General features: G+C 52.7%; 18 protein-coding genes and 3 tRNA genes. 12 read left to right on the forward strand and 9 right to left on the reverse strand.

Annotated elements, in window-relative coordinates; translation table 11 throughout:
* Window positions 1-52: 52 nt before the first annotated feature.
* From ACO0U8_RS21325 to mutH, 3 genes are all read right to left on the reverse strand, one after another.
* A complete protein-coding gene (locus ACO0U8_RS21325; RefSeq protein ID WP_056781813.1) occupies window positions 53-1,093 on the reverse strand; it encodes an NADP(H)-dependent aldo-keto reductase in 1,041 nt (346 codons plus the stop codon).
* A gap of 179 nt (window positions 1,094-1,272) precedes the next feature.
* Window positions 1,273-1,491, reverse strand: a complete 219-nt coding sequence (locus ACO0U8_RS21330; protein WP_056782032.1) for a YgdI/YgdR family lipoprotein — start codon at window positions 1,489-1,491, stop codon at window positions 1,273-1,275.
* 152 nt (window positions 1,492-1,643) lie between these two features.
* A complete protein-coding gene (mutH, locus tag ACO0U8_RS21335) occupies window positions 1,644-2,330 on the reverse strand; it encodes a DNA mismatch repair endonuclease MutH (protein ID WP_056781810.1) in 687 nt (228 codons plus the stop codon).
* A 696-nt stretch (window positions 2,331-3,026) separates the two neighbouring features.
* Here mutH and rppH point away from each other — a divergent pair.
* The 9 genes from rppH (at window position 3,027) to ptrA (ending at window position 12,985) form a co-directional block, all read left to right on the forward strand.
* Window positions 3,027-3,554 (forward strand): RNA pyrophosphohydrolase, encoded by a 528-nt coding sequence (rppH, locus tag ACO0U8_RS21340; RefSeq protein ID WP_056781808.1) that lies wholly within the window; start codon window positions 3,027-3,029, stop codon window positions 3,552-3,554.
* 11 nt (window positions 3,555-3,565) lie between these two features.
* The gene (gene ptsP / locus ACO0U8_RS21345; protein ID WP_056781807.1) at window positions 3,566-5,812 is read left to right on the forward strand and encodes a phosphoenolpyruvate--protein phosphotransferase; all 2,247 of its coding nucleotides are present in this window, start codon (window positions 3,566-3,568) and stop codon (window positions 5,810-5,812) included.
* 181 nt (window positions 5,813-5,993) lie between these two features.
* On the forward strand, window positions 5,994-6,863 hold the full coding sequence (gene lgt, locus ACO0U8_RS21350) for a prolipoprotein diacylglyceryl transferase (RefSeq protein WP_217203825.1): 870 nt from the start codon (window positions 5,994-5,996) through the stop codon (window positions 6,861-6,863).
* 6 nt (window positions 6,864-6,869) lie between these two features.
* Window positions 6,870-7,664 carry a thymidylate synthase gene (thyA, locus tag ACO0U8_RS21355; protein WP_056781802.1) on the forward strand — a complete coding sequence of 265 codons (795 nt, stop codon included), beginning with the start codon at window positions 6,870-6,872 and terminating at the stop codon, window positions 7,662-7,664.
* A 241-nt stretch (window positions 7,665-7,905) separates the two neighbouring features.
* Window positions 7,906-8,400 (forward strand): prepilin peptidase-dependent protein, encoded by a 495-nt coding sequence (locus tag ACO0U8_RS21360; protein WP_122097002.1) that lies wholly within the window; start codon window positions 7,906-7,908, stop codon window positions 8,398-8,400.
* 38 nt (window positions 8,401-8,438) lie between these two features.
* On the forward strand, window positions 8,439-8,978 hold the full coding sequence (locus ACO0U8_RS21365) for a prepilin peptidase-dependent protein (protein ID WP_156362063.1): 540 nt from the start codon (window positions 8,439-8,441) through the stop codon (window positions 8,976-8,978).
* A gap of 56 nt (window positions 8,979-9,034) precedes the next feature.
* A complete protein-coding gene (locus tag ACO0U8_RS21370; RefSeq protein ID WP_421671591.1) occupies window positions 9,035-9,472 on the forward strand; it encodes a YgdB family protein in 438 nt (145 codons plus the stop codon).
* Window positions 9,450-9,824 carry a prepilin-type N-terminal cleavage/methylation domain-containing protein gene (locus ACO0U8_RS21375; protein WP_238485140.1) on the forward strand — a complete coding sequence of 125 codons (375 nt, stop codon included), beginning with the start codon at window positions 9,450-9,452 and terminating at the stop codon, window positions 9,822-9,824. The genes ACO0U8_RS21370 and ACO0U8_RS21375 overlap by 23 nt, the downstream gene beginning before the upstream one ends.
* A gap of 275 nt (window positions 9,825-10,099) precedes the next feature.
* Window positions 10,100-12,985 carry a pitrilysin gene (ptrA, locus tag ACO0U8_RS21380; protein WP_421671592.1) on the forward strand — a complete coding sequence of 962 codons (2,886 nt, stop codon included), beginning with the start codon at window positions 10,100-10,102 and terminating at the stop codon, window positions 12,983-12,985.
* A 70-nt stretch (window positions 12,986-13,055) separates the two neighbouring features.
* On the opposite strand, the gene argA is transcribed toward ptrA, so the two are convergent.
* The gene (gene argA, locus ACO0U8_RS21385; RefSeq protein WP_056781792.1) at window positions 13,056-14,381 is read right to left on the reverse strand and encodes an amino-acid N-acetyltransferase; all 1,326 of its coding nucleotides are present in this window, start codon (window positions 14,379-14,381) and stop codon (window positions 13,056-13,058) included.
* Between the two features lie 228 nt (window positions 14,382-14,609).
* Between argA and amiC the strand changes: the two genes are divergently transcribed.
* Window positions 14,610-15,842: an N-acetylmuramoyl-L-alanine amidase AmiC gene (amiC, locus tag ACO0U8_RS21390; RefSeq protein ID WP_056781791.1), complete on the forward strand. Its 1,233-nt coding sequence runs from the start codon at window positions 14,610-14,612 to the stop codon at window positions 15,840-15,842.
* A gap of 138 nt (window positions 15,843-15,980) precedes the next feature.
* Here the strand turns inward: amiC and ACO0U8_RS21395 are convergent.
* From ACO0U8_RS21395 to ACO0U8_RS21405, 3 genes are all read right to left on the reverse strand, one after another.
* Window positions 15,981-16,057: transfer RNA gene (locus tag ACO0U8_RS21395), tRNA-Met, on the reverse strand.
* 73 nt (window positions 16,058-16,130) lie between these two features.
* Window positions 16,131-16,207, reverse strand: a tRNA-Met gene (locus ACO0U8_RS21400).
* A 71-nt stretch (window positions 16,208-16,278) separates the two neighbouring features.
* Window positions 16,279-16,355 (reverse strand) — tRNA-Met (locus ACO0U8_RS21405).
* Between the two features lie 222 nt (window positions 16,356-16,577).
* On the opposite strand from ACO0U8_RS21405, the gene mltA reads away from it, so the two are divergent.
* Window positions 16,578-17,690: a murein transglycosylase A gene (gene mltA / locus ACO0U8_RS21410; protein ID WP_056781790.1), complete on the forward strand. Its 1,113-nt coding sequence runs from the start codon at window positions 16,578-16,580 to the stop codon at window positions 17,688-17,690.
* 30 nt (window positions 17,691-17,720) lie between these two features.
* The gene (gene tcdA, locus ACO0U8_RS21415) at window positions 17,721-18,536 is read left to right on the forward strand and encodes a tRNA cyclic N6-threonylcarbamoyladenosine(37) synthase TcdA (protein WP_421671593.1); all 816 of its coding nucleotides are present in this window, start codon (window positions 17,721-17,723) and stop codon (window positions 18,534-18,536) included.
* Here the strand turns inward: tcdA and csdE are convergent.
* Both csdE and csdA read right to left on the reverse strand, forming a co-directional pair.
* Complete coding sequence (csdE, locus tag ACO0U8_RS21420) at window positions 18,524-18,958, reverse strand: cysteine desulfurase sulfur acceptor subunit CsdE (protein WP_421671594.1); 435 nt, start codon at window positions 18,956-18,958, stop codon at window positions 18,524-18,526. The two genes, tcdA and csdE, sit on opposite strands and share 13 nt — an antisense overlap.
* A gap of 36 nt (window positions 18,959-18,994) precedes the next feature.
* Window positions 18,995-20,200 (reverse strand): cysteine desulfurase CsdA, encoded by a 1,206-nt coding sequence (csdA, locus tag ACO0U8_RS21425; RefSeq protein WP_421671595.1) that lies wholly within the window; start codon window positions 20,198-20,200, stop codon window positions 18,995-18,997.
* Window positions 20,201-20,228: the final 28 nt, after the last annotated feature.

Consider the following 20,228-nt stretch of genomic DNA (forward strand, 5'->3'; position numbering starts at 1 on the left):
TCAAAAAACAAAAGGGCGCTGAGCGCCCTTTTTTAATGGCTGAGATCCGGCGTTACGGTGCAGGGATCGTGAAACGCTTATGAATATTTTCCAGTTCGCCCATGATGTCGGCATCCAGCGTTAACTCCTGGCTGTCGATATTGATCTTCAGCTGTTCCAGCGTGGTTGCGCCCAGCAAGGTGCTGGCAACAAAAGGTTGCTGACGCACAAAGGCCAGCGCCATCTGAGAAGGATCCAGATTGTGTTTTTTGGCCAGCGCCACGTATTCCGCCACCGCGCCTTCGGCCTGCGGTGAAGAGTAACGGGTGAAACGGCTGAACAACGTATTACGCGCGTTGGCCGGTTTTGCGCCGTTAAGGTATTTTCCGCTCAGGGTGCCGAACGCCAGGCTGGAATACGCCAGCAGCTCGACCCCTTCGTACTGGCTGATTTCCGCCAGACCGATTTCGAAACTGCGGTTCAGCAGGCTGTACGGGTTTTGAATGGAAACAATACGCGGCAGATCGTGTTTTTCCGCCAGTTGCAGATAACGCATCACACCCCATGGCGTTTCGTTGGAAACGCCGATATAGCGGATTTTACCGGCGCGAACCTGTTCATTCAGCGCTTCGAGCGTTTCCAGCAACGTGACCGGAGACTGCTCTTCGGTGTACTGATAACCCAGTTTGCCGAAGAAATTGGCCTGACGCTGTGGCCAGTGCAACTGGTAGAGATCGAGATAATCAGTGTTCAGACGTTTCAGGCTGGCATCCAGCGCTGCACGGATGTTTTTACGATCCAGCATCTGCGCCGGGCGGATCGCGTTGTCGCTGCCGCGGGAAGGGCCGGAGACTTTGCTCGCCAGAATGATTTTTTCGCGGTTACCACGGGCTTTCAGCCAGCTGCCGATATAGCTTTCCGTCAGACCCTGCGTTTCCGGGCGTGGCGGAACAGGGTACATCTCTGCGGTATCAATCAGATTGATGCCCGCGGCGACGGCGTAATCGAGTTGCTGGTGGGCGTCGGCTTCGCTGTTTTGTTCACCAAAAGTCATGGTGCCAAGACCCAGTAAGCTCACTTCTAAAGAACTGTGGGGTATACGGTGATATTGCATTGCCGGTCTTCCTTTCTTCTGAGAATGTCAGGCGGAGAAAAAAAATGCCTTAACTGACTATATACAAGGCTGGCAGAAGGGGGAAGTAGCAGAGAGTGCCGGTAACGCGGGCGGAAAGGGGCTGACAGCAAAAGAGCCAGCAAAAACTGGCTCTTTGGGTTGCGGGTAACAGAATTTGCTTAACGCTTCATGACCTGGCTGACATTGTCGTTATTGATCTGACGTTCGTTGCCTTGCTCATCGGTATAACTGAGCAGACCGGTGGATTTATCCAGCTCCGGTTTGCCGTCGGTCAGGATCATGCTGCCGTCCTTGGTGGAAATTACATAGTCACTGGCGCAGCCTGCAAGCCCGAATACCAGCAGAGCAGCACTGGTCATCATCAACGCTTTCTTCATCATTGTTGTCATTCCTTTTATGTACGCGACGTAGTAGTGAACGTGAAGTGTGACAAAGTCGAACTTTATACACTCCAGACAGAATCACATTCTAGCGTAGCAAAGGCTTTTAAAAGTGACATAAAAGGTGCCGGTATTTTTAAAATGATGATTCAGAGCTGAAAATGATGCGCCAGCAACGCTGCGGTAAAACGTTTCTTCAGATAAAAGCCGCGTGGCAGGGTCATAATGGGCTGGCCAAATTCACCGATGGCCTCAGTTAACGCTTTGCTGTTTGCCGCTTTCGGGCGCAGTTGCAGGAATTCTCCGTGGCGCGCCGTGATGCTTTCGACTTTGCCCAGCACGATCAAATCCATTAATTCTTCCCAGTCCTGACGCAGTTGCTCATCTTCTTCCTGCGTGGGTTGCCACAGCAGAGGCGCGCCGATGTGGCGTTCGGCCAGCGGGATCTGACGTTCCCCTTCCACCGGGATCCACAATACCCGCGCCAGTTTGTGGCGGACGTGGCTGCTCTCCCAGGTCACACCGCTGTTGCCGGTCAGAGGGGCAACGCAGACGAAGGTGGTTTCCAGCGGCTTTCCCTGAGAATCAATGGGGATCGTTTTCAGCTCGATGCCGATATCAGCAAAATCCTGCTCCGGCTTACTGCCGGCACTCGCGCCGAGATACACTTCCAGCAGCATACCCACCCAGCCTTTTTCACGCTTAAGGTTTGCCGGTATCGGCAATCCGGCACGGGCCGCCAGCTCACCCAGCGTATGCCCGGCGAGCGACTGCGCGCGATGCAGCAACGCATCTTCGTGACGTGGCGGTTCAGTTGCAGGTAAAGGAATAGACATAAAAAACAACACTCATGAAATTAGGTTAAATTTTATACTCACCCTGCGTAATGCAGTGCATAAAAAGTTATACCCGTGGGATGGCCGAATAATAGCATGATTTAATTTGATTTTTTTTACCCTTCTGACCGGTTTATCACAAGCCGTTTTCAGGTTGACCACCTGTTGAAGGCGACAATGAACAGGATCTTCCCCCTACTTATCCACAGATTTCTTGGATAACCCTGGGTAAATTCGATCACTGGTTCGATTTACAGGCTTGACGGACCGGGTTTTATCCAATTTCAGAGCAGGTAACGTCAACTTTTAGACGATCGCTGTGGATAAAAACGTCATTGGTGGATCTTTCGCCAGATCATGTTCGAATGTGACTTGTCTCACTTTTTTAGTCCCGTGATAACCTCATTTTCACGATATAACTCAATGTTTATTAACGATTTTATAAATTTTAATTTTGAGGCTGGGGATAAGTTCACGAGAGTTTTACCCTGCTTACTCTTAAGTTCTGCACACATCTATCCACAGAAAAAGTGAATAAAATCGCGGGCGTCGAACAGAATCTGTTTATAACTTTGCTGTTAAGTGAAAGTTATCCCATTTTTATTCGTGCGGATCAGCGCTAACCAGTGGTTTACCGCCTGTTGGTAGTGTGAAACAATCACAACATCTATGATTTTAAGCTATTGAGGTAGTCCGGTGATCGATGATGATGGCTACCGCCCGAATGTTGGTATCGTAATCTGTGACAAGCAGGGTCAGGTGTTATGGGCCAGACGATACGGTCAGCACTCCTGGCAGTTTCCTCAGGGAGGCATTAACCCCGGAGAAACCGCTGAGCAGGCAATGTACCGCGAGCTGTTTGAGGAGGTAGGTCTGAGCCGTAAAGATGTGCGTATTCTGGCTTCGACCCGCAACTGGTTACGATATAAATTGCCAAAACGTTTGGTGCGTTGGGACACAAAGCCGGTTTGTATCGGCCAAAAGCAAAAATGGTTCTTGCTGCAACTGATGTGTAACGATGCTGATATCAATATGCAGCGCAGCAGCACGCCTGAATTTGATGGCTGGCGTTGGGTGAGTTTCTGGTATCCGGTTCGTCAGGTGGTGTCATTCAAACGCGATGTTTATCGTCGCGTGATGAAAGAGTTTTCGACAACCATTATGCCGATGCAGGAAATCTCCCTTCCCAAGACATCGCCCGCTTATCGTCGTAAAAGAGGCTAAGTCGCGAAGAGATGCTCACGCGTTTGCGAGAAATTGTTGAAAAGGTAGCAATGGCGGCCAGCCTGAATGATGCGCTGGACGTTCTGGTCAATGAAACCTGCCTGGCGATGGACACTGAAGTGTGTTCTGTTTATCTCGCAGATAATGACCGGCGTTGTTATTACCTGATGGCGACGCGAGGTTTGAAAAAACCTCGCGGGCGCACGGTTACGCTTGCGTTTGATCAGGGGATCGTGGGTCTGGTTGGCCGCCTGGCTGAACCAATCAACCTTGCCGACGCACAGAGTCATCCAAGCTTTAAATATATTCCCGCCGTAAAAGAAGATCTTTTCCGATCCTTTTTAGGTGTGCCGATCATTCACCGTCGACAGCTGTTGGGCGTGCTGGTTATTCAACAGCGTGAACACCGCCAGTTCGATGAAAGTGAAGAGTCATTTTTAGTCACACTGGCAACTCAGCTGGCGGCGATCCTTTCGCAGGCGCAGCTGAATGTGCTTTATGGCCGTTTTCGCCAGACGCGCGTTCGTGCGCTGGCGGCTTCGCCGGGTGTGGCGATTGGTATCGGCTGGCAGGACAGTTCGCAGCCTTCCCTCGAACATGTCTATATGGCATCCACGCTGGATACGGTACGTGAACGTGAGCGGCTGACCCGCGCGCTGGAAGATGCCGGTGCCGAGTTCCGCCGTTTCAGTAAACGCTTTACCGCCAGCGCACAAAAAGAAAGTGCCGCGATTTTCGATCTCTACTCCCACCTGCTCAATGATGCCCGCCTGAAACGTGAACTGTTTGCTCAGATCGATCAGGGCGCAGTGGCCGAATGGGCAGTAAAAAAGGTGGTTGAGGAGTTTGCGGCGCAGTTTGCCAGCCTGCAGGATACCTACCTGCGTGAACGCGGCAGTGATTTACGTGCGCTCGGGCAGCGTCTGGTTTTCCATCTCGACGATTCAATTCAGGGCAATACTCAGTGGCCTGAACGCTTCATTCTGGTGGCCGACGAACTGACCGCCACACTGTTAGCCGAAGTCCCTCAGGACCGGCTGGCTGGCGTAGTGGTTCGCGACGGTGCGGCTAACTCTCATGCCGCCATTCTGGTGCGCGCAATGGGCGTGCCGACCATTATGGGCGCAGATATTCAGCCTGCGCTGCTTAGCCAGCGTCAGCTGATTGTCGATGGCTATCGCGGCGAACTGCTGATCGACCCTGAGCCGGTACTGGTCGCAGAGTATAAGCGGCTTATCAGCGAAGAAATGGAACTGAGCCAGCGTGCGGAAGACGACGTTGACCAGCCAGCGGCGCTGAAAAGTGGCGAAAGAGTGCATGTGATGCTCAATGCCGGTCTGAGCGCCGATCATGAAAAGTTGTTTGGCAGCCGCGTTGACGGCGTCGGGCTTTACCGCACCGAAATTCCTTTCATGCTGCAAAGCGGTTTCCCTTCTGAAGAGGAGCAGGTGGCGCAGTATCAGGGCATGTTGCAGCTGTTCCCGCAAAAGCCTGTGACGCTGCGAACGCTGGATATCGGCTCTGATAAACAGCTGCCCTATATGCCGATCAGCGAAGAAAATCCGTGTCTGGGCTGGCGTGGTATTCGCATTACGCTCGATCAACCTGAAATCTTCCTGATCCAGGTTCGCGCGATGCTGCGAGCCAATGCGGCGACCGGTAATCTTGGTATTTTGCTGCCCATGGTCACCAGCCTGGAAGAAATTGATGAAGCGCGCAGGCTTATCGATCGCGCCGGTCGTGAAGTGCAGGAACAACTCGGCTACGAGCTGCCACGCACGCGTATCGGCGTGATGATTGAAGTGCCCTCGATGATCTTTATGTTGCCTGCGCTGGCCGGAAGAGTGGAGTTCATCTCTGTCGGCACTAACGATTTAACGCAATACCTGCTGGCCGTCGATCGCAACAACACCCGCGTTGCAGGGCTCTATGACAGCCTGCATCCGGCGATGCTTCGTGTGCTCAGGCAAATCATCACCAGTGCAGAAGCTATCGGGCTCGACGTCAGCCTGTGTGGTGAAATGGCCGGTGATCCGATGGGCGCCTTGCTGCTGACCGGCATGGGTTACCGTAATCTCAGCATGAACGGGCGCAGTGTCGCTCGTGTGAAATACTTGCTGCGCCGCATCGATTTAGCGGATGCCGAAGAACTGGCTGGCCGGGTTTTACAGGCCCATTTCACCACGGATGTACGCCACATGACGGCGGCATTTATGGAAAGACGCGGTTTAGGCGGACTGATTCGCGGCGGTAAATAACCTTCGGGCGCGGCATTTCCTGTCGCGTCGTTTAAGCCCGCATCTCAGGCCGGGCAAACTGAGACGATTTTTTACAGAACTTTTCCCCCGGCGTAGCCACGGAAAACCTCCGGCTTATGCTACTATTCGCCTCCTGCTGACCCCTAACCGGGCTAAAACAATAAACAATTTGTGGTGATAGATGAGCAACAGCTATCTGGCGTTTCCCCAGTTTGATCCGGTGATTTTCTCTATCGGACCGGTATCCCTTCACTGGTACGGACTGATGTATCTGGTCGGGTTTGTCTTCGCAATGTGGCTGGCCGTGCGCCGTGCGAACAAACCGGGCAGTGGCTGGACAAAAGACGAAGTTGAAAATCTGCTGTATGCCGGTTTCCTTGGCGTATTCCTTGGCGGCCGTATTGGCTACGTATTCTTCTACAATTTGCCTCTGTTCCTCGACAATCCGCTCTATCTGTTCAAAGTGTGGGACGGCGGTATGTCCTTCCACGGCGGTCTGCTTGGTGTGATCGTTGTGATGCTGGTCTTCGCCCGCCGCACCAAACGTAATTTCTTCCAGGTTGCAGATTTCATCGCGCCACTGATCCCGTTTGGTCTTGGTGCCGGTCGCCTTGGCAACTTTATCAACGGCGAGCTGTGGGGGCGTGTGACCACCGATGTGCCATGGGCAATGCTTTTCCCGGGTTCCCGTCAGGAAGATATCGCCATTGCCGCTGCGGATCCTAAATGGCAGCCGCTGCTGAACCAGTACGGTGTGCTGCCGCGTCATCCTTCTCAGCTGTATGAATTGCTGCTCGAAGGTGTCGTGCTGTTTATCATCCTGAATGTCTTTATCCGCAAATCACGCCCGATAGGTGCGGTATCAGGTTTATTCCTGATCGGTTATGGCTTATTCCGCATTATCGTTGAGTACTTCCGCCAGCCGGATGCACAGCTTGGGTTGTTCGACGGCGTCATCAGCATGGGACAGGTTCTGTCCATCCCGATGGTGGCCATCGGCCTGATTATGATGGTCTGGGCATATCGTCGTCCGCAGAAACAATTGTCGTGAGGTAACATGAAACAGTATCTGGATTTAATGCAGAAAGTGCTCGATGAAGGCACACCTAAAGCCGACCGTACGGGTACTGGCACATTGTCGATTTTCGGTCATCAGATGCGTTTCAACTTGCAGGAAGGTTTTCCGCTGGTCACCACCAAACGCTGTCATTTGCGCTCAATCATTCATGAACTCCTGTGGTTCCTGAAAGGTGAAACGAATATCGCCTATCTGCGTGAAAACAACGTCAGCATTTGGGACGAATGGGCCGATGAAAACGGCGATCTCGGCCCGGTATATGGCAAACAGTGGCGCGCCTGGGGCGCAGCCGACGGTAAGCAGATTGACCAGTTGACGAATGTTATCAATCAGCTGAAAAGCGACCCTGATTCCCGTCGTATCATCGTATCGGCGTGGAATGTGGGCGAGCTGGATCAGATGGCGCTGGCGCCTTGCCATGCCTTCTTCCAGTTTTACGTGGCGAACGGTAAATTGTCCTGCCAGCTGTATCAGCGCTCTTGCGATATCTTCCTCGGCCTGCCGTTTAACATCGCCAGCTATGCGCTGCTGGTACATATGATGGCGCAACAGTGCGATCTCGAAGTGGGTGATTTTGTCTGGACCGGTGGTGACACCCATCTCTACAACAACCACATGGAACAGACGCATCTGCAACTGAGCCGTGAACCTCGCGCAATGCCAACACTGATTATTAAACGCAAACCTGCCTCCCTGTTTGATTACAACTTCGACGATTTCGAAATCGAAGGATACGACCCGCATCCTGCAATCAAAGCACCTGTCGCTATCTGATCGTCTGCTGCCTGACCCCGCGTCAGGCAGCGATCCCTCTGACGTACCGCCTTTCTGTTGCGCCACTTTCTACGCTTTTTTCTGACGATTCCCACCGCTATTTCGCCCTGACTATTGTTTCTGCGAGACGCCCCGCAACATTTTTGTTTAGGGTGCTTTGTTGCACATTTTCTTCTGAAGGCATCGCGGAGAAAGGTTTTTTGCCTGTGGCACCGAAAATTTAAATGCTTACCCTGACCGCATGAAAAAAAACGAACGTTCAGGGGAGCAGGGAATGTCGCTGATAGAAATGATGGTCGTCGTTGCGCTGGTGGCAATGTGCACTCTTTGGGGATTGCACAGCTGGCGAGGTTACCAGCAGGCGTTAAAGCTTGAGCAACAGGCTCAGCAGTTACGTTTATATCTCTATGGCCTGCAGGCCGAAGCCAATAATTACAATCGCTCCGCCGTGTTGTGGGCCATCGGTGGAACCGCCGGTTGCGTGGGCGCAGGGCTGCGCCCGGCCGACTGCCATGCGGCCAGTGGCAGAGTATTTGCTGTCGGCGAAGCGGATATAGAATTGCTCGATTTTACCGATAAATCGATGGGCTTTTACGGGCTGCGTAATGCCGCACTGGCAGGGCATCTGACGTTAAAAAATACCGCCGGAAGTTTGCGCGTGGTGCTCTCAGCCAGAGGGCGGCTGCGTATCTGCAGCGAGAATCAGCCTGTACTGGGCATCGGTGTGTGCCAGTGATTCATCATCGTGCCAACGGATTCACCCTGCCGGAAGTGATGATGGCGATGGGTGTCGGCAGTATGCTTATGCTCAGTGCCGCGCAAATTTATCCGCTGATGCGCCAGCGCAGCCAAAGCCTGGGGAGACATTATCAGCTTGAGGAGTTACTGCATCAGACCGCTTTTACCATCGAAAAAGATGTGCGGCGCGCCGGGTTTTGTAATGGTATCTGTCAGGGCAAAACAGTCATCATCGGCAATGCGTCCGGTGAGCCCGCGGGTTCCTGCATCATTGTCATCTATGATCTGAATCGCAACGGGCGCTGGGAGAAACCGGGCACCGCGGAATCAGAGTATTTTGGTTATCGCCTGCGACAGGGAGGGATTGAAATGCAGCGTGGCACAGAGTCGTGCGGCAGTTCAGGGTGGGAGAAATTACTCGATCCGGCGGAAGTCACCGTCACGAAATTTGTTGTAACTGAAAGTTCTGGTCTGCATTCAGGAAACTTGTTTTCTCTGCAAATTGACGCCCACTGGAGTAAAAACCCGCTTATTCACCGGCAGGTTGACGCTCAGATTGCAGGGCATTCTCTGTGAACTCATTGGAAAAGAACACAGCGAAAAATCATCCTGATCGCCAGCAGGGCAGTGCCATGATTTTAAGCATCATGGTGATGATGGGGTTGGGGATCATTGCCCTTAATGCTTTACAGCAACAGCTTTCCGCCGGACTGGCGCTGACCTCAAACCAGCACCGTTATGTGATCGCCTGGGAAAATGCCGCATCGTCATTAAGCTGGGGAGTCAGCCAGCCCTGGAAGGCGTTCAATGATGCTAAGTGGCAATGTCAGGACGTCCCGGCAGTCGTTGTTGGCGCCGGATCCGGGCGGGCATGTGTACGCCCTTCGCTGAGAATTGACGTTTTTGTGGTTCGCGGGGAAGGTGTATTGGCCCAAGGTGGGGAACCTGTGAGGCTTTATCAACAGGTCAGCATGCAAAAACAAGCGGACGGTTCACTGGCTTTTTCACCTCTCAGACAAGGCTGGCTGGATTTCTGCCCGGAAGCTGATGAGCAGTTTTGCAATGAATAAGGCTGAGAAGAATCAGCAGGGGTTTAGCCTGCCGGAAGCGCTGATCGCCGCGCTGCTGCTTTCGGTATCTGTTCTGGGATTGCTTAATTATTTTCAGTCACTGAGTCATGGCTTTATGCGTCAGTGGCAGGTGCAGCAGGCGTGGTCGGAGGCTCACTCACAGTTAGAAGCCTATTCGGCCACCGGAAACGTGACTGAACCGCAAATTAAAGGCTGGGAGTATCAGTTGTCGGTCTTTCCCGTGGGGCAACGCTGCCAGCGGATTAACGTGGTGATCCTGACTCCCACACATTATCAGGCACGTTTACAACGTTTACTTTGTGAGCCTGGCACGGGGAACCCCGCCGGCTAAGCAGGAAAAATACCGCCAAGCCGCTTGCAATAGCAGCCCAACTGCATAGAGTGGTTTAAGACCGAGGAATTAACCGGGCGTGTAATATCGCGACAGGTCGCAAACTGTGACATTACGCCAGAATGCACATCACGGTACTGAGATTGTGACAACTATCCTGCATCCGCGGGGTCTTATCAGACTCAACGGCATAAAACAGCAGGTTGAGGTTCATCAGTTGGTGAACCGTTATTTTTGCCCACGTGGCATGTTTATTTGATTGAGGGAGAGTGGCAATGTTAAAACAGGTTACCCGAATTTCAGGGTTACTGTTGTTATTGACCTTTTGGGCCCCTGTTGTTTCAAGCGCTGCCGGTTGGCAGCCTTATGCACAAGCTATCAATAAAAGTCAGAACGACCCGCGTCAGTATCAGGCGATAAAGCTGGCCAATGATATGACGGTTTTGCTGGTTTCTGATCCTGAGGCGCCCAAGTCACTTGCCGCTCTGGCTATCCCCGTAGGCTCGCTGGAAGACCCGAATTCACAGTTAGGTCTGGCTCACTACACCGAACACATGTTGCTGATGGGCTCAAAAAAATATCCTCAGCCTGAAAGCCTTTCTGAATTCCTCAAAAAACACGGCGGCAGCCACAATGGCAGCACGGCTTCCTACCGCACAGCCTTTTATCTGGAAGTTGAAAATGATGCCCTGCCGGAAGCGGTAGATCGCCTTGCCGATGCTATTGGTGAACCTTCACTGGATCCTGCCAACGGCGATCGCGAGCGTAACGCGGTGAATGCTGAGCTGACCATGGCGCGCTCGCGCGATGGAATGCGTATGGCCCAGGTGCGGGCTGAAACCCTAAATCCCGCGCATCCCGGCTCCCGTTATTCCGGCGGGAATCTGGATACTCTGAAAGACAAACCAGGCAGCAATCTGCACGAGAAACTGACGGAATTTTATCACCGTTACTATTCGGCGAATCTGATGGTCGGTGTGATTTATAGTAATAAGCCGTTGCCGGAGCTGGCTGAGCTGGCCGGGAATACCTTCGGGAGTATTGCCAATCATCATGCTGCAGTACCACCGATTACCGTTCCCACATTAACGGACGAGCAAAAAGGTGAATATATCCATTTTGTTCCGGCACAGCCCCGCAAAGAATTGCGCGTAGAGTTTGCCATTGATAACAACAGCGCAGCGTTTCGCAGTAAGACAGATACCTATATCAGCTATCTGATCGGAAACCGCAGCCTGAATACATTATCTGACTGGTTACAAAAGCAAGGTTACTCCGACGGTATCAGTGCGGGGGCAGACCCGATGGTTAACCGCAATCAGGGCGTATTTAACATTTCGGTATCCCTGACGGACAAAGGTCTGGCTGAGCGCGACAGAGTGATTGCCGCCATTTTCAGTTATCTCCAGGAGATGCGCGGGCAGGGCATTAACAAAAGCTATTTTGATGAAATCGCGCATGTGATGGCGCTTGATTTCCGGTATCCCGCGCTGACGCGGGATATGGACTACGTTGAATGGCTGGTGGATACCATGCTGCGCGTACCGGTTGAACACGTTCTGGATTCGCCATATCTGACGGATCAATATGATCCTAAAGCGATTGAATCGCGTCTGGATGAAATGACCCCACAGAATGCGCGTTACTGGATTATCAGTCCCAACGAGCCGCACAACAAAGTTGCCTATTTTGTGAATGCGCCTTATCAGGTTGATAAAGTCCCACCGCAAACCTATGAACAATGGAAAGCGCTGGGGAAGGACATCAAACTTTCTCTGCCTGAGCTGAACCCTTATATTCCCGACTCGCTGGCGCTGGTGACTAAAAACGCCACGGCCACCAAACCTGAACTTCTGATTGAAGATAAAGGCCTGCGCGTTTTCTATATGCCAAGCCGCTACTTTGCCGATGAGCCCAAAGCCAATGTGACGGTTTCTTTTCGCAATGAGCAGGCGTTAAGTACGGCGAAAAACCAGGTACTTTACGGTCTGACTGACTATCTGACCGGTGTGGCATTTGATCAGCTGAGTTATCAGGCTTCTATCGGCGGGCTGAGTTTTGGGACGTCGCCGGATAATGGACTGCAGTTTACCGCCAGCGGTTTCACCGAATGTCTGCCAGATCTGCTGGCTACGCTGGTGGAGAGTTACCCTGATTTTAAACCGACGCAGGAACAGCTGGATCAGGCGAAATCGTGGTATCTGGAACGTCTGGCATCGGCGGATAAAGGTAAAGCTTTCGAACTGGCGCTGCAGCCGGTTCAGTTATTGTCGCGGGTACCTTACACCGAACGTTCAGAACGGGAGAAACTGGTTGCGGGTATCACACTGGAAGATGTGAACGCTTACCGTGAGCAACTTATTCACCACGCCGCCGTTGAGATCATGGTGGTGGGGAATATGACCGGGGATCAGGTGAAAGCCATGTCCCTGCAGATTATGCAGAAGCTGGGGGCGCACGGCACACAGTGGTGGCGTGGAACGCAGGCCGTCGTCACGGAGCCGTTGAAAGCCAATATTCAGCGGACGGGCAGCAGTTCTGACTCGGCGCTGGCCGCCGTGTATGTGCCAACAGGTTATGATGAAATTCAGAGCATGGGCTACAGCGCATTGCTCGGGCAAATCATCCAGCCATGGTTCTATAGCCAGCTGCGCACCCAGGAGCAACTGGGTTACGCGGTGTTCGCCTTCCCCATTCCTGTTGGCAAACAGTGGGGTATTGGTTTCCTGCTGCAAAGTAACAGTAAGCAACCGGACTATTTGTATCAGCGGTACCTGGCCTTTTACCCACAGGCTGAGAAGCGTTTGCGGGAAATGAAAGATGCCGAGTTTGTTCAGTACAAACAGGGTCTGGTGAATGAAATGCAGCAGCGTCCGCAAACGCTGGATGAAGAGTCAGACCGCCTGGGCAATGATTTCAGCCGTGGGAATGCGCAGTTTGATACGCGCACCAACGTCATTCGAGTCATTGCGGGGCTGACGCAGACGCAGCTGGCGGACTACTTCCATCAGGCAGTGATTAAACAGGACGGACTGGCGATGTTGTCGCAAGTTTCCGGCAATGACAGTAAGACGCCGCAGTATGCGGCGCCGGAAGGGTTCAAAACCTATGCCGACACCTCGACACTGCAGCAAACCCTGAAATCTCAGACTTCACATTAATGTGAGATTAGTGAGCGGGGAAACTAAAAAGGGCGCATTTGCGCCCTTTTTAGTATGTGCACCAGAGCGCTTACAGTTCGGAAATTAAGATCTTCGACCGGCGCTGATAGTTGTACATTTCCTGCTTTTGAATCGGCAGAACATCAACTTCAGCCGGTTTGAAGCCGCGTTCCTGGAACCAGTGAATGCTGCGGGTCGTCAGCACGAACAGGCGGTTCAGCCCCATTTGTTTTGCCTGACTGGCCACCCGCTGCAACAACATTTCACCGCGTGACGAACTGCGGTAATCAGGATGAACTGCCACGCAGGCCATTTCCCCGATACCTTCATCGTGGAACGGATACAGCGCCGCACAGGCAATGGTCAGGTTATCCCTTTCAATAATCGTGAATTTATCGATTTCCATCTCTAGCTGCTCGCGGGAGCGACGAACCAAAATACCTTGTTGTTCAAGCGGGCGGATAAGCTCGAGGATCCCGCCGATATCGTTGATCGTTGCACGGCGTACCTGCTCCGCACTCTCCATCACAATTTGGGTACCGATACCGTCACGCGAGAACAGTTCCTGAATCAGCGCACCGTCTTCCTGATAGCTGATCAGGTGGCTGCGACGCACACCGCTGCGGCAGGCTTTAACAGCGCCACGCAGGAAACGCACTGTTCCCGAAAGGTAATCGCCGCTGGCTTCCATCTTATCAATGCGTTGCTGCGCATCGTTCGGGAACAACTCAGAAATGATATTCCCTTCCTCATTAATCACGCCCTGCGACGAGCAGAAACCGATCATCTTTTCGGCTTTCAGCTTGATGGCCAGTTGCGTCGCCACTTCTTCAGACGTCAGGTTAAAACTTTCTCCGGTAACGGATACGGCTACCGGCCCCATCAGCACGATGGCATTGCTGTCGAGCTGGCGGTGAACGGCCTCTTCATCGATGCGACGGATACGGCCACTGTGGCAATAGTCGATACCGTCATCTACGCCCAGGGGTTGCGCGATAATAAAGTTACCGGAAACAACATTGATGTGCGCACCCTGCAGCGGAGTATTATTCAGGCTCATCGACAGGCGGGCGGTGATATCCAGCTGTAACAACCCCGCAGCCTGCTTCACCAGCTCGAGTGTACGGGCATCGGTAACACGAATATTTTTATGATAAATCGGCTCGCAGTGATGCTCTGCCAGATTCTCATCGATTTGCGGACGGGCACCATACACCACCACCAGCCGGATACCTAAGCTATGTAACAGCCCGATATCATTGACGATGTTGCTGAAGTTCTCATGTTCAATGGCTTCACCACCGAGCATGACAACGAATGTTTTGCCACGGTGAGCATTTATGTAGGGAACGGAGTGGCGAAATCCCTGGACCAATTCAGTGCTACGTTCCTTCACGGCAAAACCTCATTTGAATTTTTATTCGTAATTTTTGTATTTTTATTCTTTTGAGGCTGTGTGGCAAGTAAGAAATCTCTGTTTTTCTATTAACAACGATTACAAACACTCAACAAATTGATTTATCAAAATAATGTTAAGGAATGACATGCAGGGAAGGATTAGTTAAAATTCCCAAACTGAGTTTTTTATCATCACTTTTGATTTTTGTAACCTGTTTGAGATTGCATGACTGACGATAACCACAACCCCGGAAGACGACGACTTCTTCAGACCGTAGCGGCTTCCTGGATGCTCAGTGTGAGTAAAGTGGGGTTTGCCGCCAGTTCACAGGTTATCGCCGTGCGCATATGGCCTTCCTCGACGTACACCCGCATCACTCTGGAATCCAGTACTCCTCTGAAGTATAAGCAGTTTCTGCTGAGTTCACCTGCGCGTGTGGTTGTGGATATTGAGGGTGTACAACTGAATAGCGTGCTCAAAGGTTTGGGCGAAAAAGTTCAGCAAACCGACCCGTACATTCGCCAGGCGCGGGTAGGTCAGTTTGATGCCCAAACGGTGCGCATGGTGCTTGAGCTCAGGCGCCCCATCAATCCCCATGTGTTTACACTCAAACCGGTCGCAGAGTTCCACAATCGTCTGGTGGTTGATTTGTACCCTGAAGAGGGGGCGGTCAGCGCTGAGGATGATCCGCTGCTGGCATTACTGGAAGATTACAACCGCGGGGACGTGGCCAGAACATTGCCGCCGGAAACGGCGAAAGATGGGCAGGCAGGGCACAGCCGCCCTCTGGTCATTATGTTGGATCCCGGTCATGGCGGTGAAGACCCCGGCGCAATCGGCAAATATAAGACCCGTGAAAAAGACGTTGTCTTACAGATCGCGCGTCGTTTACAAAAACTGATCGCCCGTGAAAAGAACATGAAAGCCTACATGACCCGTAATGAAGACGTGTTTATTCCGCTGAAAGTGCGGGTCGCCAAGGCACGAAAGTTGCGGGCTGATTTGTTTATTTCCATCCATGCTGATGCTTTTACCAGCCGTGCCGCCAAAGGTTCATCCGTTTTTGCTCTGTCGACCAAGGGCGCTACCAGCTCAGCAGCACGTTTTCTTGCGCAGACTCAGAATGAATCCGATCAGATAGGCGGTGTCAGTAAAAGTGGCGATAAGTATCTCGACCATACGATGTTCGATTTGGTGCAGACCGCGACAATCAACGACAGCCTGAAATTTGGCAAAGAAGTGCTGACACGGATGGGCAAGATTAACCCGCTGCATAAAAACAAAGTGGATCAGGCCGGTTTTGCGGTACTGAAAGCGCCGGATATTCCGTCGATTCTCGTGGAAACCGCGTTTATCAGTAACATCAATGAAGAGAAAAAACTGCGCACCGCGCATTTTCAGCAGCAGGTTGCAGAATCAATACTGGCGGGGATTAAGGCGCATTTCGCCAATGGCTGAGTGCCTGCAATGAATTGGATATTAAGGATAATGTGAGGAAAAATGTCGGGGCTGGTGCGCTGTTAACTCAATCTTCAGATACAAAAAAACACCCGTTAAGGTGCCTGATGTTTACGTCTTACTGATTATTTTAGTAGTTGGTTGCGGGGGCCGGATTTGAACCGACGACCTTCGGGTTATGAGCCCGACGAGCTACCAGGCTGCTCCACCCCGCGTCCGTCACTACTTAATACTGCATTTACTTCTTCACATTATTCGAACTCAGCGTAATAAGCATAAGTCTCGAATTGGTTGCGGGGGCCGGATTTGAACCGACGACCTTCGGGTTATGAGCCCGACGAGCTACCAGGCTGCTCCACCCCGCGTCCGTAGCACTTCTTACTTCTTTACTTCATCGTTCAATTCAATCGGGCATTTTATTGCCTGCGAATCGAATTGGTTGCGGGGGCCGGATTTGAACCGACGACCTTCGGGTTATGAGCCCGACGAGCTACCAGGCTGCTCCACCCCGCGTCCGATGGAGGCGAACTATACTCCCCATGAGATTTCGCGCAACCCTTTATTTGGATTTATTCAAATAAACCACCTGGTTGCTGACTTTTTAGGCATAAATTCCTCTATTGCTTCCCAATTTGGCCGAGGGCACTTTTTTCGGCTATTGCAATTCCTTTCTGATAGGCCGTTTGTTATCGTTTCGCCAGTCAATTCCCATGAAAGTAAGAGAGCGCGGCAATAATGAAAGGACGTTGGAGTAAATTTCTGCTGGGTGGTTTGGTTGTTGCGGTGCTTGCAGGTTGTTCCTCGCGCCCGACCGACCGGGGTCAGCAGTATAAAGACGGGCGGCTTGATAACGCGCTTGAATACGTCAATGAGCCGAATGCGACAGGCAAACCCGTCAATGCCCTGGATTACTCCAATCAGGTCGCCGCGGTACAAATTGCCTCTTCTTCCTTATATGGCAGAAATAACCCCACTTTCCAGGCCGTCCAGCAATGGCTGCGTTCCGGTGCTGATACCCGCAACCTGAGCCAGTACGGTATCAGCGCTTATCAGATGGAAGGGGCTGATAACTTCGGTAACGTGCAACTGACCGGCTATTATACGCCGGTGGTACAGGCGCGTTACACGCGTCAGGGTGAATTCCAGTATCCGTTGTACCGTATGCCGCCTAAACGTGGACGTCTGCCTGATCGCGCCTCGATTTACTCAGGTGCACTGAGTGAAAATTACGTAGTGGCCTGGACTAACTCCCTGATGGATAACTTCATGATGGAAGTGCAGGGCAGCGGCTATGTGGATTATGGCGACGGGCGTCCGTACATGTTCTTTGGTTATGCCGGGAAAAATGGTCACGCTTACCGCAGTATCGGTAAGGTGCTGATCGATCGTGGCGAAGTCGCGCGTGAGAATATGTCGATGCAGGCGATCCGCCAGTGGGCGGATACGCACAGTGCCGCTGAAGTCCGTGAGTTGCTGGAACAGAATCCCTCATTTGTATTCTTTAAACCTGAACCTTTTGCCCCTGTTCGTGGCGCAAGCGGCGTGCCGCTGATTGCCAAAGCATCCGTGGCGTCTGACCGCTCGCTGATCCCGGCAGGAACCACGCTGCTGGCGGAGGTGCCGGAGCTGAATGATAAAGGTAAGTTCACCGGTAAATACCATATGCGTCTGATGGTTGCGCTGGACGTCGGCGGTGCCATTAAAGGGCAACATTTCGATATGTATCAGGGGATTGGTACCGATGCCGGACACTCAGCAGGATTTTATAACCACTATGGCCGCGTCTGGGTGTTAAAATCAGCGCAAAATGGCAAACCGCTGTTCACAGCCTATGCTCAGCCAAATTAAGTTTCGACACGTATTGAGGTTCAGAAGGTCATGACAGCAACATATTCCGACGCCTACCAGCAACGCTTTGGCGGCACTGCACGTCTTTATGGTCAGCAGGCACTGGCGTTATTCTCACAGGCACATGTCTGCGTGATTGGTATCGGCGGAGTGGGTTCCTGGGCTGCGGAAGCGTTGGCCCGCACCGGAATTGGCGCCATTACGCTCATTGATATGGATGATGTGTGCGTGACCAATACCAACAGGCAGATCCACGCTCTGCGGGAAAATGTCGGGCAGGCGAAAACCGAAGTAATGGCCCAGCGCATTCTGGCGATAAACCCGGAATGCAAAGTGACCTGTATCGATGATTTTATTACGCCGGACAATGTTGCTGAAATGCTCAACAAGGGATTTAGCTACGTGATTGATGCCATCGACAGCGTGCGGCCAAAAGCCGCGCTGCTGGCATACTGTCGTCGTTTTAAGATCCCGGTCGTGACCACCGGCGGGGCGGGCGGACAAATCGATCCGACGCAGATCGCCGTCGTGGACCTGGCGAAAACCATACAGGATCCGCTGGCAGCCAAACTGCGTGAGCGCCTGAAAAACGATTTCAACGTGCTGAAGAACAGTAAAGGTAAGCTTGGGATTGACTGTGTATTTTCCAGCGAACCGCTGATGTACCCGCAGGCGGATGGTTCAGTCTGCGCATCGCGCGCGACGGCAGAAGGCCCGAAACGTATGGACTGCGCTTCAGGTTTTGGTGCGGCGACGATGGTCACCGCCACGTTTGGTTTTGTCGCGGTTTCTCATGTTCTTAAGAAGATGATGGCAAAACAGCAGCGTCAGGCTCAGTCTGCCTGACGGGCGAGATGTAAAACACCTTCAGCCAGCGCGTTCAGCCCGCTGGAGCGGCTGGTGCTCAGTTGCTCCCTCAGGCCCAGCACATCGAATAACGCCAGCGGATCCCGACTCAGGATCTCGTCTGGCGTTTTGCCTTCTACGGCGGTCAGCAGCACTGCCAGCAAACCTTTGACGATCCGTCCCTCGCTGTCACCGTAAAAATGCATTCTTCCATTTTCTGATTTTTCCGCTCCCAGCCAGACCCTATTTTCGCATCCCGACAGCTCATTCTCCGGTACCTTCAATGATGCCTCCAGCGGTGGCAGAGATTTCGCCAGCAGAATTAACTGGCGATAGCGGTCCTCCCACTGACGAAATGAAGCAAATTTTTCTGTCAGCGAAGCTTCGGTAATTTCCTGTCCAAAAGGGTGTGGCGCGAGCATTGTGATCCTTAAAAAGCGTATGTCTCAGAAATGTGATTAATCAGCCAGCAGGCTCATCGCATATTTTACCGCCCCGACCAGGCGTGCGACATCTTTTTCATTATTATAGGGCGCGAATGATGTGCGCAGGGTTCCTTTGACGCCCAGTGCGTCCATCAGTGGCTGCGCGCAGTGTTGCCCGGCGCGCAGCGCAATGCCTTGCTCCGCGAGTAAGGTGACCAGGTCGCTGTGATGCACGCCGGCAATATCAAATGCAAGCAGCGAAGCGTCCTGTGCGCGGAAACTTCGAAAACCTTCAATCTGCGACAACTGTTTCTCCGCCATTGCAGCCAGGTTTTGCGCATGTTTCTCGCCAGCCTGTAGGTCTTGGGTTTTCAGCCAGGTCAGCGCAGCGGCCATGCCGATCACGCCGGCAATATTGGGGGTACCTGCTTCAAAGCGATGGGGCACCTTCTGCGGCGTAAAGCCGGTCATTGTCGCATGGGTCAGCATTTTTCCGCCGCCGTGCCAGGGCGCCATGCTGTCGAGCAATTCTGTTTTGCCGTACAACACGCCAATCCCCGTCGGGCCATACAGCTTGTGGCCAGAAAAAGCATAGAAGTCGATATCAAGTTGCTGTACGTCCGGCGGGCAATGCACTACGCCCTGTGCGCCATCCACCAGAACCGGCGTGCCGTTGGCGTGTGCCAGTTTAATGGCGAGTGAAAGATCGGGCATACCGCCGGTGACGTTCGACATTTGTGTGATCGCCAGCAGACGCGTGCGGGTATTCAGCAGGGCGGGAAGCTGGCTGATATCTGCAATACCTCGCTCGTCTACCGGCAACGTGATAACCCGCGCCTGACACTGTTCTGCCAGCATCAGCCAGGGGATCAGATTCGCGTGATGCTCGGCCTGACTGACAATAATCTCATCTCCGGCCTGCAACCGCGGGCGCAGATAGCTTTGCGCGACAAGATTGACTGACTCGGTGGTGCCGCGTGTCCAGACAATGTTCTCTGCGCATGGCGCATGGATCCAGTCAGCCACCTGTACGCGCGCCTGTTCGTAGGCATCAGTAAGTGTTTGTGCCGCACGGTGCTGACTGCGGTGGACTGTCGCCCCCTCCTGTGAATAAAAATCCACAGTGGCGTCAATCACGGCCTGCGGTTTGAGCGCCGTGGCTGCACTGTCGAGGTAGCACTGCCCCTGCGACAGGGCGGGGAAGTGTCGCCGGAAATCAGCGGCGTTAAAGTCGGTCATGCGAGGTTATATCCTTCGGCTTCAGGGT

This window comes from Rahnella sp. EDr1-12, from assembly GCF_049206505.1.
GTDB lineage: Bacteria > Pseudomonadota > Gammaproteobacteria > Enterobacterales > Enterobacteriaceae > Rahnella > Rahnella rivi.

Excerpts from the sequence above, each read along its gene's own strand:
- ACO0U8_RS21325 (WP_056781813.1), bottom strand. The coding sequence starts at position 1,093 with ATGCAATATCACCGTATACCCCACAGTTCTTTAGAAGTGAGCTTACTG.
- ACO0U8_RS21330 (WP_056782032.1), bottom strand. The coding sequence starts at position 1,491 with ATGAAGAAAGCGTTGATGATGACCAGTGCTGCTCTGCTGGTATTCGGG.
- mutH (WP_056781810.1), bottom strand. The coding sequence starts at position 2,330 with ATGTCTATTCCTTTACCTGCAACTGAACCGCCACGTCACGAAGATGCG.
- ptsP (WP_056781807.1), top strand. The coding sequence starts at position 3,566 with ATGCTCACGCGTTTGCGAGAAATTGTTGAAAAGGTAGCAATGGCGGCC.
- lgt (WP_217203825.1), top strand. The coding sequence starts at position 5,994 with ATGAGCAACAGCTATCTGGCGTTTCCCCAGTTTGATCCGGTGATTTTC.
- thyA (WP_056781802.1), top strand. The coding sequence starts at position 6,870 with ATGAAACAGTATCTGGATTTAATGCAGAAAGTGCTCGATGAAGGCACA.
- ACO0U8_RS21360 (WP_122097002.1), top strand. The coding sequence starts at position 7,906 with ATGAAAAAAAACGAACGTTCAGGGGAGCAGGGAATGTCGCTGATAGAA.
- ACO0U8_RS21365 (WP_156362063.1), top strand. The coding sequence starts at position 8,439 with ATGATGGCGATGGGTGTCGGCAGTATGCTTATGCTCAGTGCCGCGCAA.
- ACO0U8_RS21370 (WP_421671591.1), top strand. The coding sequence starts at position 9,035 with ATGATTTTAAGCATCATGGTGATGATGGGGTTGGGGATCATTGCCCTT.
- ACO0U8_RS21375 (WP_238485140.1), top strand. The coding sequence starts at position 9,450 with ATGAGCAGTTTTGCAATGAATAAGGCTGAGAAGAATCAGCAGGGGTTT.
- ptrA (WP_421671592.1), top strand. The coding sequence starts at position 10,100 with ATGTTAAAACAGGTTACCCGAATTTCAGGGTTACTGTTGTTATTGACC.
- amiC (WP_056781791.1), top strand. The coding sequence starts at position 14,610 with ATGACTGACGATAACCACAACCCCGGAAGACGACGACTTCTTCAGACC.
- mltA (WP_056781790.1), top strand. The coding sequence starts at position 16,578 with ATGAAAGGACGTTGGAGTAAATTTCTGCTGGGTGGTTTGGTTGTTGCG.
- tcdA (WP_421671593.1), top strand. The coding sequence starts at position 17,721 with ATGACAGCAACATATTCCGACGCCTACCAGCAACGCTTTGGCGGCACT.
- csdE (WP_421671594.1), bottom strand. The coding sequence starts at position 18,958 with ATGCTCGCGCCACACCCTTTTGGACAGGAAATTACCGAAGCTTCGCTG.
- csdA (WP_421671595.1), bottom strand. The coding sequence starts at position 20,200 with ATGACCGACTTTAACGCCGCTGATTTCCGGCGACACTTCCCCGCCCTG.